The following is a 12,688-nucleotide window of genomic DNA, read 5'->3' on the forward strand; positions in this document are numbered from 1 at the left end:
CGTACGGCTATCCGCCAAGGGTAGGCGCCGGGCTCCGCGTGGAGGTCAGAGGGGACGGGCGTACCAGCGGCCCTCCTGGCCGCGGTCGAGGTGCAGCGGCACGCCGAAGGTCGCGGACAGGTTCTCCGGCGTCATCACCGAGTCGATCGGCCCCTGGTCGACCACAGAGCCGTGCCGCAGCAGCAGCACGTGGGTGAACCCGGCCGGGATCTCCTCCACGTGGTGGGTGACCAGCACCATCGTGGGCGACTTCGGGTCCCGGGCCAGCGCGCCGAGGCGGCGTACGAGGTCCTCGCGGCCCGCGACGTCGAGCCCGGCGGCGGGCTCGTCGAGCAGCAGCAGCTCGGGGTCCGGCATAAGCGCCCGGGCGATCTGCACCCGCTTGCGCTCGCCCTCCGACAGGGTCCCGAAGCGCCGCCGGATCAGGTGGGCGCAGCCGAGCTGGTCGATGAGCTCGACCGCCCGGGTGACGTCGTGGGAGTCGTACTCCTCCGTCCACCGGCCCAGGATCGCGTACGACGCGGTGAGCACGAGGTCGATGACCTTCTCGTCCGGCGGGATGCGCTCCGACAGGGCCGCGCTGGCCAGGCCGATCCGGGGCCGCAGGTCGAACACGTCCGTCTGGCCGAGCCGCTCGCCGAGGATCTCCACCGAGCCCTCGGACGGGAACAGCAGCGATGCGGCCACCTGGAGCAGCGTCGTCTTCCCCGCGCCGTTGGGCCCGATCACCACCCAGCGCTCGTCTTCCCGGACGCTCCAGTCGATGCCGCGCAGCAGAGCGGCGCCGTCCCTGCGGACGGCCACGTCCTGCAGCTGAAGCACCTGACCGCCCATGTGGTCCCCCTCCCGTGGTTCGCTGAGATAAAACTATGGCAGTCCGACCACATATCGTGGATCGGGTGCGCATCGATTCACCGATCTCCGCCACGCTCGTCGCCTGGGGCAATGCCTGGCTCGGGGGACACGTGAGCCTGGAGCACGCCCTCGACCGCGTCGAGAGCGAGGCCGGGCCCCAGGTGGTGGCGACGGATGACGTCGAGACCCCCCTGCTCGCCTACCTCGTCGACCGGCGGATCGAAGGCCTCGGCGCGTTCCGGCTGGCCCTGCCGGTGCCCGGCGACCCGCTCGGGCTCACCGGTCCGCCCGCCTTCAACGGCGCCGCGATCGACGCGGGCCAGGCCGTCGTGGCCGTGTTGTCCGGCCGGTGTCTCGGTCTCGTGCCGTCCGCCGACCGGCGCGGCTCGTCGTACTCCGGAATCCGCTGGACCGTGGCCGAGGCCTCGGCCGTCCCGCCCGACGTGCCGTCGCTGGCCGAGGCGGAGCAGGCGCTGCGGACCAGCATGATGGCCGCCACCGAGGCGCTGCTGGGCGTGGGCGGCCCGGCGCAGGGCTTCCCGGTGCCGGACATGCTCGACCGCGCGGGCGAGGCGCTCGCCCCCGGCTATCCCGGCAGGGCGCACCGGGTCGGCGCCCTCGCCGCCCGGCTGTCGGCCGCGCTCCGCCTCGCCGACGAGCGGGGGCTCACCTCCGGGCAGATCGCCGCCCGCGGGCAGGCCCTGCGCGACCTCGACCGTGCCGTACGGCGGGCCAGGGTGGCCGCGCACAACGCGATCGTCGAATCCCAGGTCTGACGCGCGCCCGGACCGGCTCACCGCTTCGCGATCGCCTCGCGGACGGCGGGCACGACGTCCTGGGCCCAGCGGGCCAGGAGGGTGAGGTCGGGGGCGCCGTGGTCGGCGGAGAAGAGCGTGAAGCCCGACGCGCCGTGCTCCAGCACGGCCCCGGTCAGCTCCTCGACCCACTGCCCGACGGAGCCGCCGATCCAGCGGCCCTCGGAGTCACGGGTGGCGGGCAGCGGCCGGTCGGTGATGCGGCCGGGGAAGTTGAAGACCGTGCGGATCTCGCGCGGATCGCGCCCGACGGACGCCGCCGCCTCGTCGATGACCGGCCGCGACGTGCGATAGCGCTCGCTCAGCCAGTCGGCCGCGTGGCCGGGGATCCAGCCGTCGGCCACCCGGCCGGTGGCGGCCAGGGATTTGCGGCCGACCGATCCGGTCCACACGGGCGGCGCGGGCACGGGGGCCGGCTCGATCCGGTTCACCTGGTAGTGCTTGCCCTGATAGGTGACCGGAGGGCCGCCGCCGGACAGCAGCTTGACCAGGACGATCGCCTCCTCGAAGGCGTCCACGGCGTCGCCGGGTGACAGCCGCGGCACCCCCATGTCGGCGATGCGATCCCACAACCCGCCCGCGCCCATGCCGAGCACGACCCGGCCGCCCGACAGCGCCGACAACGACGTCACCGTCCTGGCCAGCATGGGAGCGGGCCGGGTCGGCAGGTTGGTGACGTTGGCGAAGCCGGCGATGTGCCGCGTACGCCCGAGGATGAAACCCAGCGCGGCGTAGGCGTCCACGCGTCCGCCGAGGTAGGGATGGTCCGACAACGTGAAGATGTCGAGCCCGTCCCGGTCGGCCTGCTGGACCATGCGCAACAGCTCGGGTATGTCCTCGATGCCGGAATGCGCGCCGAACCCGAAGACGACGTCATGTGCCGACAAGGTTCCACCTTTCCACGAAGGACCGTAGTTCGTGCCACGAACATAATAGTTCGTGGCACGAACTGCAATCCCTTCTCGGATTCAGCGTGTGGCGTCCGGTTCCAGGAAGACGGTGGGAACCTTGTTGTCGGTCACGACACGGCCGAGCAGGGCGGCGAGCGTGTCGCGCTCCGCCGGCGCCAGCCCCGAGGCCAGTTCCTCGACGCGGCGGCAGGTCTCGGCGTAGAACTCGTCGGCCAGTTCGGCGCCCTGCCCGGTGAGCGACACCCGCACCGCACGGGAGTCCTGCGGGTCGGGAGTGCGTTGCACCAGTCCGTTGCGCTCGCTGCGGTCCACCAGACCGGTCAGGCTCGACTTCGCCAGGCCGAGCACCGCGCCCAGTTCGCTCATGCCGTAGGGCTGCGCCATCAGGACGCACAACAACTGGCCCTGCTGCTGGGTGAGGCCGTACTCCCGGGCGGAATTCGCATACACGGCGTTCACCAGGAACGTGGACCGCACCAGTGCGGCCACCGTCCCGATCTGGCCGCCGACATCCTTGCTCACCGGCCCAGAGTAACCAATTCGCGAGACGAACTACCCTTTTCTCTCGGGTGACTGGAGCGGGGCGGCGGCCCTGTCCACGTTGTCGGCCACCCGCCGGAGCAGCCGGATCAGTTGCTCCGCCTCCTCCCCGGTGAGACCGGACAGCGCGTCCCGCTCCCCCTGGACGAGCGCCTCGCGCACCAGGTCGAGGTGTTCCCGCGCCAGGTCGGTGACGGAGAAGAGACTCCCTCGCCGGTCACGGGGATTGCGCTGCCGGCACACCAGACCGTCGCGCTCCATCCGCGACAGCATCTCGGCCATCGTCGGCTGTTCGACCCGCGCCAACCGGGTGAGGTCCTTCTGCGACAGCGGGCCGCCCTCGGCCAGCGTCAGGAGCACCGCGGCGTTGGCCATGCTCAGCCCGAGGGGACGCAGCCGCAGCTCATGGAGGCGGATCACCTTCCGCGACGAGCTGTTGATCCAGAAGGCGACATAGCGCTCCGGAACCCACCGCTCCTCCTCGCCCTCCATCGGCGCCCCTCTCCCGATCCACCCGGCCGTCCGCCATGGGCACGTGACGGCAGGCCCCCGCGGGCACCCGTCCGCCCCCGCCCGGCAAAAGGCTATCGACACCGGACGCGGCAATTGCATAGGGGCCTATGTATCTGTTTACATAGGTCCCTATGCATCGCCTCGGCAGATCGGAAGGACCATGAAGACAGCCATCGTCAACGCCCGGGTGTTCGACGGCGAGAGGCCGATCGGCCCCGCCGGGGTCCTCGTCGGCGACGGGCGGATCCTCGCCGTGGGAGGGGACATGCCCTCCGACGCCGAGGTCGTCGACGCCGCAGGGGCGACCCTTCTCCCCGGCCTGATCGACGCGCACGTCCACACCAGCGAGGACTCCCTCGCGCTCGCCCTGACGTTCGGCGTGACGACGGAACTCGAGATGCAGGGCGGGCACACCCGGCACAGCCGCGCCCACATCGAGGACGACGACACGTTCGCCGACGTCCGCTCCGCCGGCTTCGGCCTCACGGCGCCGGGCGGGCATCCCAGCGAACTGGTCCCCGAGGACTTCGACATCCGCCCCTTCCTCGGGCGCGGCGGCGAGGCGTCCGCGGAGAACGGCGGGCCCGGTGACCGGTGGCAGGCGGGCCCTCCTCCAGTGCCGCACGTGACCACCCCCGAGGAGGCGGTGGCGTGGATCCCTCGCCTCGTGGCCTCGGGCTCGGACTACATCAAGTTCATGGTCGACGACGGGACGGTCGAGGGGCATCCGGGCCTGCCCATGCTCGACCAGGCGACGCTGAACGCCGGCGTCGCGGAGGCCCACCGGCACGGAATGCTCGCCATCGCCCACGCGCTCACCGTCGACGCCACCCGCATGGCGATCGAGGCGGGTGTGGACGGCCTCGCCCACCTGTTCATGGACCGCCCGCACACCCCCGAGATCATCCGGATGATCGCCGACTCCGGCGCCTTCGTCGTCGCCTGCGTGTGCCTGAACGCCTCGCTGATGGGGATGACCGGCGAGGCGCTGGCCGATGACCCGCGGGTGAGCAGGCGTCTCGACGACCGGTGGGACAAGACCCTGCGCGGCAGCTTCAACCGCTACCCCGAGGGCAGGCTCGACGACGTGCTGGCGTCCGTCGCGGCCCTGCACGAGGCCGGTGTGGACATTCTTGTCGGCACCGACACCTCCATTCCCGTGCCGTTCCTCGGCGGGCTGGCCCACGGCGCGAGCGTGCACCACGAACTGGGGTACCTCGTCCGCGCCGGCCTCGCCCCGTCCGCGGCGCTCCACGCCGCGACCGGCGCCACCGCCCGGCGGTTCCGGCTGGACGACCGCGGGCGCATCGCCCCGGGGCTGCGCGCCGACCTCCTCCTGGTCGACGGCGACCCCACCACGGTCATCGGCGACACCCTGAACATCCGGGCCGTCTGGCGGCGCGGCGCCCGCCTGGCGGGGTGAGCGGGCCGGGTGAGCGGGCCGGGTGAGCGGGCCGGGTGAGTGGGCCGGGTGAGCCGGCGGACGCTCAGGCGAGGCCGTGGCGTACGGCGAAGAGCGCGGCCTGGGTGCGGTCCTGCACGCCGAGCTTCATGAGCACGTTGGAGACGTGGGTCTTCACGGTCTTCTCCGCCACCACGAGCTCACGGGCGATCTCGCGGTTGGAACGGCCGGAGGCGAGCAGCCGCAGCACCTCGCGTTCCCGGTCGGTCAGCGCGGCCCCCGCCCCGTCCTGCTCGCGGTCCGCCGGGCCGGCCAGCATCGCCTCGGCTGCCTCCGGCGCGAGCAGGACCTGCCCGCCGTACACGGCCCGGATCGCCTGGACGAGGGCGCCGGGGTCCACGTCCTTGTAGAGGAAGCCCGCCGCGCCCGCCCGCATGGCCGGAGCCACGTCGCCGCGGTCGCTGACCGAGGTGAGGACGATCACCCGCACGTCCCGGCCGGACAGCTCCGCGAGCGCGCCGAGGCCGTCGAGCACCGGCATCTTCAGATCGAGCAGCAGCACGTCGGGGGCGAGCGCGCCGGTCATCTCGACCGCCTCGGCGCCGTCGGCCGCCTCCCCCACGACGCTGATGTCCTCCTGGATCTCCAGGAACGTACGCAGGCCCTGCCGTACGACGGGGTGGTCGTCGGCGATGAGCACGCGGATCACGCGGGCACCTCCAGTCGTACGGTCGTGCCTCGGCCGGGCGCGGAGGAGACCGTCAGCGTGCCGCCGACGGCCTGGGCCCGGTCGCTCATCGACGGCAGCCCCAAGCCGTGCACGCCTGCCCCGTTGGGTCCGGCGCTGTCGAATCCGACGCCGTCGTCGGTCACCTCGAGCACCAGCGCGTCCTCCCGGTGCGCGAGCCGTATGTCGATTCGGGCGGCCCCGGCGTGCCGTACGGCGTTGTGCAGCGCCTCCTGGGCGACCCGGAGCACGGCGACCTCGATCTCGGGCGCCAGGTCGAGGCCGTGTTCGTCAGGCGCCTCGCCCTCGGCCGAGAACGCGACCGTCATGGGATGCAGGCGGTCGAGGAGGGCCGCCTGCTTGCGCAGGCTCTCCACCAGGCCGTGCCGGTCCAGCTCGGCCGGGCGCAGCTCCACGATCACCGCGCGCAGCTCGGTCAGCGCCTCTCCCGCCATCCGCTCGACCCGCTCGATCGCCTCGGCCGCCCGCTCGGGGTCCGTACGCGCGAGCGCTGCGGCGGTCCGCGCGGTCAGCCGCAGCGAGAACAACTTCTGGCTGACGGCGTCGTGCAGTTCGCGGGCCATCCGGGTGCGTTCCTCGACGACCGTGAGCTCGCGCCCCCGCTCGTACAGCCGAGCGTTGGTGATCGCGATGGCGGCGTGCGCCGCGAACAACGTCAGCAGTTCCTCGTCGGCCTCGTCGAACCCGCCGGGCGTCCGCTTGTTGGACAGGAAGATGATCCCGAGGACCGTGCCGCCGTCCGTGATCGGCACACCGAGGAAGTCCTTGAGGATGGGATGGGCCTTCGGCCACCACTCGAACCGGGGATCTCTTCGGATGTCGGGCAGCCGCACCGGCGTCCCCTCGCGGAGCATCGCGCCCAGCATGCCGTGCTGGCGCGGGGTGGGCCCTATGGCCGCCCACTGCTCGTCGGAGATGCCCTCGGCGACGAACTCGGCGAACGCGCCGTCGTCGTCCGGCACGCCGAGCGCGGCGTATTTCGCGTCGAGCAGCCGCGCCGCGGACCGCACGATCACCTGGAGGACCTCGCGGACCGACAGGTGGCGGGTGACGGCGAGCACGGCCGAGCTGACCGCGTGCAGCACCGCGTCGCGGTCCCGCGCGGAGGCGGCAGCGGGGTCGGCAGGCTCGGACACGGGACACAGACTAGGTGCACGTCCGAGGGGCCCGCGTCGGGCGCAGGACCTAGACCCAACTGCCGAGCGACGGCCGGACCTCGGTCCGATGTGCGCCTGACGTGCTGATTCCTAGCGTGAAGCGCATGAAGCACGCACTCATCACCGGAGCGTCGCGAGGGCTGGGACTGGCTCTCGCCAAGGCACTCGCCGCCGACGGCTGGTCACTCCTGCTCACCGCGCGCGGCGAGGAGGACCTGATGTCGGCGGCCTTCGACCTCGGCGCCCGGGCCATCCCCGGAGACGTCGCCGACCCGGCGCATGTGGCCAGGCTCGCCGAGTCCGTGCCCGAGCTGGACCTTCTGATAAACAACGCGAGCGGGCTCGGCCCCGCCCCGCTGCCCAGGCTCGCCGACTATCCGCTGGACGCGCTGCGCGCGCTGTTCGAGACGAACGTGATCGCGCCGCTCGCGCTGGTGCAGGCGACGCTGCCCGCGCTGCGCAAGCGGCGGGGCGCGATCCTCAACATCTCCTCCGACGCCGCCGTCGAGGCGTACGAGGGCTGGGGCGGCTACGGCGCCACCAAGGCCGCCCTCGACCAGGTGTCGAACGTCCTCGCCGCCGAGGAGCCCGACGTGGCGGTCTGGTGGGTGGACCCGGGCGAGATGCGCACCCGCATGCTGGCCGACGCCGTGGGCCCGGAGGAGGCCGGTGCGGCGCCGCCGCCCGAGAGCGTGGTCCCGGCGCTGCTGCGTCTCGTGGGCACCCGACCCGCCCCCGGCCGCTTCACACGAGGAGAACTGGAATGACCGCCCGAGACCCCCACACCGCCGTCCAGGCCCGGACCGAGCCCCCCGCGACGACCACCGCCCCCGGCCCGGCGATCCGGCCGTACGGGGCGGCGGGGTCGTTCGAGTTCGCGCTGGCGGCGCCGCTGGAGGCGCACGAGCCGCCGGAGGCGCGCGGGCTGCGCCGCGACGAGGTCAGGTTGCTGGTGTCCCGCCGGGACACCGGCGAGGTCAGCCACCACGTCTTCGCCGACCTGCCGACGCTGCTGTCCCCCGGCGACCTGCTGGTGGTCAACAACTCCGCCACCCTGCCCGCGGCGGTGCGGCTCGACCGGCTGGCCGTCCACTTCTCCGGCCGCCTCGCGTCCGGCGAGTGGCTGGTCGAGCTGCGCCGCCGTACGGCGACGGCGACGGAGCCCTACTCCGGCGCCGCGCCCGGCGAGTGGCTGCCGCTCCCGGGAGGGGCCACGCTGCGCCTGCTGGCGCAGGAGACGCCGCGCCTGTGGCGTGCCCACCTGGACCGCGACGTGCTCTCCTACCTCGCCGCGCACGGCGTGCCCATCCGGTACGGCTACGTGCGGCGCGACTGGCCGCTCGCCGACTACCAGACGGTCTTCGGTGTCGAGCCGGGCAGCGCGGAGATGCCCAGCGCCGGCCGGCCGTTCACCCCGGAGCTCGTCACCGAACTCGTCAGCCGGGGGATCGGCGTCGCGCCGATCACGCTGCACACCGGGGTCGCGTCTCCGGAGAAGGACGAACCGCCCTATCCCGAGTGGTTCTCGGTCTCCCCGTGGACGGCACGGCTGGTGAACATCACCCGCGAGCACGGGGGCCGGGTGATCGCCGTCGGCACGACCGTCGTACGGGCGCTGGAGACCGCCGCCCTCGACGCCCCCGCCCCGGGGACGGTGCGGGCGGCGTCGGGCTGGACCTCGCACGTCGTCACGCCGGCGGGAGGCGTGCGAGCGGTGGACGGCCTCGTCACGGGCCTGCACGAGCCCCGCTCCAGCCACCTGATGATGCTGTCGGCGATCACCGGGACCGGCGTGCTGGCCCGCGCGTACGAGGCGGCGCTGGAGGAGGGCTACCTCTGGCACGAGTTCGGCGACAGCCATCTCATCCTCTGATACGTGATCCAACCGTGATCTCGATCGTCAAGGCTGACCGCATGCGTACCCTCATCGGCAAGCCGATCGCGCTGCTGGCCGTGCCACTGGCCGCGGGCGCGCTGGTCGCGTCCGGCGCGCCCGCCTCCGCCGCGTCGTCGGCCGCGGCCACCTCGTCCACGGCGTCCGCGGCGACCACGGCGACCTCGGCGCCCGTCCGCATCCAGGTCAGTTATCCCTACGGCGTCCGCGCCGGGCGGGTGGTTTCGTTCAAGGTCAGGCTCATCAACAACCTCAGGACCAAGACCGACGAGATCTTCCTGGCGGTCAAGTTCCCCAAGAACGTCACCAAGACCCGGATCTACGTCCCGCACGGCTCCAACTACCACGAGCACTGCACGCGGGAGCGGACCCGAGCCCTGTGCGTGCTGCCCGGTCTCAAGAAGGGCAACAGCTACACGTTCTGGGCGAAGGCCCAGGTGAGCGGATCCGCCCGCGGCAAGCTCTACGGCTACTTCGGCGGCGCGGTCGTCGACACGTCGACGAACACCGACCCCAGGGAGCTGCTCAGCGAGTTCGGCGACAGCATCGGCTGGGTGAAGTCGAAGACCTCGATCACCCGCTGACATCCGTCCGTCGTTCACGGCGCCCGCCCGGCCCCCGGGCAGGCGCCGCTATCGTGTGACAGCCCCCGTCAGGCCGCCACGGCCTGCTTCTCGGGTTCCATGAGCCCCGTCCTGACCTGAGCCTCGGCGATACGCGCCAGCGCCGTCCGGGCCTCCCTCCGGTGAACCGGCCCGCCGTACGCGGCCGGGAGGTCCGGCCGTACGGCGGGGAAGACCGTCACCTCCGCGACGAGGTCCCTGGTGGCGACGATCCGCAGGACGGACGCGAGCAGCGTGTCGTTCCCGACGAACGACGGCCGGGTGGAAAGGGCGGCCCGCTCCCCTGTGCCTCCGTGGGCCCCTGTGCCTCCGTGGGCCCCTGTGCCTCCGTGGGCCCCTGTGCCTCGGCCGGCCACTGTGCCTCGGCCGACCACTGTGCCTCGGCGGGCCACTGTGTCTCGGCCGACCGCGGCGTCCTCCAGGAAACGCAGCGCCACCGGCCGCACGGGCACCCCCGCGTCGAGCGCCGCCTGGAACACCGCGGGCCGGAAGCGCCCCATCTCGCGTCCGCACCATGTCGTGCCCTCGGGGAACGCGGCCACGCTCTCGCCGCGCCGCAGCGCGGCGGTCATGTCCGCGACGACCCCTGGCAGGGCGGACAGCCGGTCCCTGTCGATGAACAGCGCGCCGCCCCCGGCGGCGAGCGTGCCGACGATCGGCCACCTGCCCACCTCCGCCTTGGCGAGCGGGCGGCAGGCGAAGGTCGCCGTGACGACCAGGGGGTCGAGCCAGGAGACGTGGTTGCCGACGAGCAGGGCGGGCCCGTCCTCCTCCGGTACGGCTCGCGCCCGCGCCGAACCCCCGATGCAGGAGAACCCGCGGCGCGTCACGATCCTGATGCCGAGGGCCCGCAGCAGCAGACGCGACCAGCGCGTCGTGACCGCCCCGCGCCACGCCGTACGGCCCAGCGCGAGCGCGATCGGCAGACCGGCGAGCAGCACGGCGGCCGCGCCCGCCAGCCGGGCGGCCCGGCGCAGGGGGCCGGCCGTACGCGCCTGCGCGCGCAGGCAGACGTCCGGCGCGCAGGGAGACACCGGCAGCCAGGCGGAGGAGGCCGCCGGCAGGTGCGCGACCGTGCTCACCGCGACTGCCTGAGGAAGTGCCGCAGGTAGCGGGGGTCGGCGTCGGCCACGGAGAGCAGCACGAAGAAGTCCGCGGTGCCGAAGTCCGCATCGTGGGCGGGAGCGCCGCAGATCCACGCGCCGAGTCGCAGGTAACCGCGCAGCAGCGGCGGCAGCACGAACCTGTCGGGGCGGGGGACCCCGGCGTCGCGCCAGGGCGTGTGCGGCGTGACGCGATACTCCTCAGGCCCCAACTGGACCCGGTCGACGACTCCGGCGGCGACCGCGCCGCCGTCGTCCAGGGGCACAGAGCAGCAGCCCGCCAGCCAGGCGTGGCCGCGACTGGTCATGTAGTGCGCGATCCCCGCCCACATCAGGGCGACGACCGTGCCGCCGCGGTGGTCGGGGTGCACGCACGTGCGCCCGGCCTCGACCAGGTCGCCGCGCAGGCCCTTCAGCGCGCCGAGGTCGAACTCCGAGTCGGAGTAGAGCCGGTCGGAACGGCGGGGCGGCAGCAGGCGATAGGTGCCGACCACCGTGTCACCCTCGCGGACGAGGAGGTGGTCGCAGTACGCGTCGAGCGGTTCTGCGTCGAGCCCGCTCAGCGGGGAGTCGAGCCGGGCGCCCATCTCCCCGGCGAACACCTCGTAGCGCAGGCGCTGAGCGGCACGCAGGTCCGCGGCGCTCTCGGCGAACCCGACGGTGTAGCGGCCGGAGCCAAGGGAGTGTTGGGACTGCAGAGAGATCGTCATGCGCGTCGCGTCCTTCCTCGGGGGGTGCCGGCCGCGGTGAGGCGTCCCGTCTCTCCCGGCCCGTTCCGCGGCCCACCACCATGACGACATGCGGAAATGACAGCGGAGCCTCAGGGCGGGGGCATGAAGGCGTCCGCATCGTGAACCTCGTGCGCGCACATGACAAGCGGCGCAGTAACCTCAAACAACGTGAACCAGCGCACGCTCCTGATCACGCTGACCGGTCCGGATCGCCCGGGCGTCACCTCGCGGCTGTTTTCCGTACTGGCCGGGTTCCCGGTCGTCGTGGCCGACGTGGAGCAGGTCGTCATCCGAGGCCGCCTCACCCTGGGCGTGCTCGTCGCCTACGCCGGGGGGCCGCCCACCGGCACCGGAGGCACGATCGGCGGCCTGTGGACGGCCGTCGAGCAGGTCGCCGCCGACCTCGACATGGACCTGGAGATCGCGACCGGCACGACCTCCAAGGAGAAGCGGCGACGCGGACGGCTGCACGTCACCGTCCTGGGCGCGCCGCTGCTGCCCGCCGCCATGGCCGGGATCTCCGGCCGGATCGCGGCGAGCGGCGCCAACATCGACAGGATCGAGCGGCTGTCGAGTTATCCGGTGACGTGCATCGAGCTCGCCGTGTCCGGCGCCGACCCTCAGGCGATGCGCGCGGAGCTGGCCGCGGAGGCGGCGGCGCAGCAGGTGGACGTGGCCGTGCAGCGCAGCGGCCTGCACCGCCGCGCCAAGCGCCTCATCGTGATGGACGTCGACTCGACGCTGATCCAGAACGAGGTCATCGAGCTGCTGGCCCGGCACGCCGGGTGCCTGGACGAGGTCGCCCGGGTCACCGACGAGGCCATGCGCGGCGAGCTCGACTTCGCCGAGTCGCTGGTCAGGCGGGTCGCGCTGCTCGAAGGGCTGTCGGAGGAGGTCTTCGAGAAGGTCGTCAAGGAGGTCGTCCTCACCCCCGGCGCGCGCACGCTGGTGCGGACCCTCAAGCGGCTCGACTACCGCTTCGCCATCGTGAGCGGCGGCTTCACCCAGATCACCGACTCCCTGGTGGCCGACCTCGGCATCGACTACTCGGCCGCCAACACCCTTGAGGTCGTCGACGGCCGGCTCACGGGCCGGGTCGTCGGCGAGATCGTGGACCGGCCGGGCAAGGCACGTGCGCTGGAGCGCTTCGCCGCCGAGTCGGGTATTCCGCTGAGCCAGACCGTCGCGATCGGCGACGGCGCCAACGACCTCGACATGTTCGCCGTCGCCGGGCTCGGCATCGCGTTCAACGCCAAGCCCATCGTGCGGCAGGCCGCCGACACCGCGGTCAACGTGCCCTACCTCGACTCGATCCTCTACCTGCTCGGCATCTCCCGTGAGGAGGTCGAGGCGGCCGACGCCGAGGACGGCATGCCGCCCGCCATGAGCTGAGGCC

General features: G+C 72.9%; 14 protein-coding genes. 6 read left to right on the forward strand and 8 right to left on the reverse strand.

The window, feature by feature from the left end:
- Positions 1 to 45: 45 nt before the first annotated feature.
- Positions 46 to 834 (reverse strand): ABC transporter ATP-binding protein, encoded by a 789-nt coding sequence (locus FLW16_RS29390; RefSeq protein ID WP_079316427.1) that lies wholly within the window; start codon positions 832 to 834, stop codon positions 46 to 48.
- Between the two features lie 71 nt (positions 835 to 905).
- On the opposite strand from FLW16_RS29390, the gene FLW16_RS29395 reads away from it, so the two are divergent.
- Positions 906 to 1,631, forward strand: coding sequence for a hypothetical protein (locus FLW16_RS29395; RefSeq protein ID WP_396686831.1), 726 nt, complete (start codon positions 906 to 908; stop codon positions 1,629 to 1,631).
- A 17-nt stretch (positions 1,632 to 1,648) separates the two neighbouring features.
- On the opposite strand, the gene FLW16_RS29400 is transcribed toward FLW16_RS29395, so the two are convergent.
- From FLW16_RS29400 to FLW16_RS29410, 3 genes are all read right to left on the reverse strand, one after another.
- Entirely contained in the window at positions 1,649 to 2,557 is a 909-nt protein-coding gene (locus FLW16_RS29400) for an LLM class flavin-dependent oxidoreductase (RefSeq protein WP_142563378.1), read from the reverse strand.
- Between the two features lie 81 nt (positions 2,558 to 2,638).
- On the reverse strand, positions 2,639 to 3,103 hold the full coding sequence (locus FLW16_RS29405) for a MarR family winged helix-turn-helix transcriptional regulator (protein ID WP_142563379.1): 465 nt from the start codon (positions 3,101 to 3,103) through the stop codon (positions 2,639 to 2,641).
- A gap of 30 nt (positions 3,104 to 3,133) precedes the next feature.
- Positions 3,134 to 3,613, reverse strand: a complete 480-nt coding sequence (locus FLW16_RS29410; RefSeq protein WP_142563380.1) for a MarR family winged helix-turn-helix transcriptional regulator — start codon at positions 3,611 to 3,613, stop codon at positions 3,134 to 3,136.
- A gap of 181 nt (positions 3,614 to 3,794) precedes the next feature.
- Here FLW16_RS29410 and FLW16_RS29415 point away from each other — a divergent pair, with 181 nt between their 5' ends.
- Positions 3,795 to 5,057: an amidohydrolase family protein gene (locus FLW16_RS29415; protein WP_142563381.1), complete on the forward strand. Its 1,263-nt coding sequence runs from the start codon at positions 3,795 to 3,797 to the stop codon at positions 5,055 to 5,057.
- A 64-nt stretch (positions 5,058 to 5,121) separates the two neighbouring features.
- On the opposite strand, the gene FLW16_RS29420 is transcribed toward FLW16_RS29415, so the two are convergent.
- The gene (locus FLW16_RS29420) at positions 5,122 to 5,745 is read right to left on the reverse strand and encodes a response regulator transcription factor (RefSeq protein ID WP_142563382.1); all 624 of its coding nucleotides are present in this window, start codon (positions 5,743 to 5,745) and stop codon (positions 5,122 to 5,124) included.
- Complete coding sequence (locus FLW16_RS29425) at positions 5,742 to 6,920, reverse strand: GAF domain-containing sensor histidine kinase (protein ID WP_142563383.1); 1,179 nt, start codon at positions 6,918 to 6,920, stop codon at positions 5,742 to 5,744. The genes FLW16_RS29420 and FLW16_RS29425 overlap by 4 nt, the downstream gene beginning before the upstream one ends.
- A 125-nt stretch (positions 6,921 to 7,045) precedes the next feature.
- Between FLW16_RS29425 and FLW16_RS29430 the strand changes: the two genes are divergently transcribed.
- From FLW16_RS29430 to FLW16_RS43965, 3 genes are read left to right on the forward strand one after another with little or no spacing between them, the layout of a single operon-like run.
- On the forward strand, positions 7,046 to 7,708 hold the full coding sequence (locus FLW16_RS29430) for an SDR family oxidoreductase (RefSeq protein ID WP_142563384.1): 663 nt from the start codon (positions 7,046 to 7,048) through the stop codon (positions 7,706 to 7,708).
- Entirely contained in the window at positions 7,705 to 8,814 is a 1,110-nt protein-coding gene (locus tag FLW16_RS29435) for an S-adenosylmethionine:tRNA ribosyltransferase-isomerase (protein WP_142563385.1), read from the forward strand. Before FLW16_RS29430 ends, FLW16_RS29435 begins: the two co-directional genes overlap by 4 nt.
- Positions 8,815 to 8,855: 41 nt before the next feature.
- Entirely contained in the window at positions 8,856 to 9,419 is a 564-nt protein-coding gene (locus FLW16_RS43965) for a hypothetical protein (protein ID WP_185949641.1), read from the forward strand.
- Between the two features lie 68 nt (positions 9,420 to 9,487).
- On the opposite strand, the gene FLW16_RS29445 is transcribed toward FLW16_RS43965, so the two are convergent.
- Positions 9,488 to 10,540, reverse strand: a complete 1,053-nt coding sequence (locus tag FLW16_RS29445; RefSeq protein ID WP_221891340.1) for a lysophospholipid acyltransferase family protein — start codon at positions 10,538 to 10,540, stop codon at positions 9,488 to 9,490.
- On the reverse strand, positions 10,537 to 11,271 hold the full coding sequence (locus FLW16_RS29450; protein WP_142563386.1) for a GNAT family N-acetyltransferase: 735 nt from the start codon (positions 11,269 to 11,271) through the stop codon (positions 10,537 to 10,539). The genes FLW16_RS29445 and FLW16_RS29450 overlap by 4 nt, the downstream gene beginning before the upstream one ends.
- 189 nt (positions 11,272 to 11,460) lie before the next feature.
- On the opposite strand from FLW16_RS29450, the gene serB reads away from it, so the two are divergent.
- On the forward strand, positions 11,461 to 12,684 hold the full coding sequence (gene serB, locus FLW16_RS29455) for a phosphoserine phosphatase SerB (protein WP_260615699.1): 1,224 nt from the start codon (positions 11,461 to 11,463) through the stop codon (positions 12,682 to 12,684).
- Positions 12,685 to 12,688: the final 4 nt, after the last annotated feature.

Source organism: Microbispora sp. KK1-11 (genome assembly GCF_006874435.1).
GTDB classification, from domain to species: Bacteria; Actinomycetota; Actinomycetes; order Streptosporangiales; family Streptosporangiaceae; genus Microbispora; species Microbispora catharanthi.

Bases quoted from the DNA above. Each gene is read 5' to 3' on its own strand.
- FLW16_RS29390 (WP_079316427.1), bottom strand. From the start codon at position 834: ATGGGCGGTCAGGTGCTTCAGCTGCAGGACGTGGCCGTCCGCAGGGAC.
- FLW16_RS29410 (WP_142563380.1), bottom strand. From the start codon at position 3,613: ATGGAGGGCGAGGAGGAGCGGTGGGTTCCGGAGCGCTATGTCGCCTTC.
- FLW16_RS29415 (WP_142563381.1), top strand. From the start codon at position 3,795: ATGAAGACAGCCATCGTCAACGCCCGGGTGTTCGACGGCGAGAGGCCG.
- FLW16_RS29430 (WP_142563384.1), top strand. From the start codon at position 7,046: ATGAAGCACGCACTCATCACCGGAGCGTCGCGAGGGCTGGGACTGGCT.
- FLW16_RS29435 (WP_142563385.1), top strand. From the start codon at position 7,705: ATGACCGCCCGAGACCCCCACACCGCCGTCCAGGCCCGGACCGAGCCC.
- FLW16_RS43965 (WP_185949641.1), top strand. From the start codon at position 8,856: ATGCGTACCCTCATCGGCAAGCCGATCGCGCTGCTGGCCGTGCCACTG.
- FLW16_RS29450 (WP_142563386.1), bottom strand. From the start codon at position 11,271: ATGACGATCTCTCTGCAGTCCCAACACTCCCTTGGCTCCGGCCGCTAC.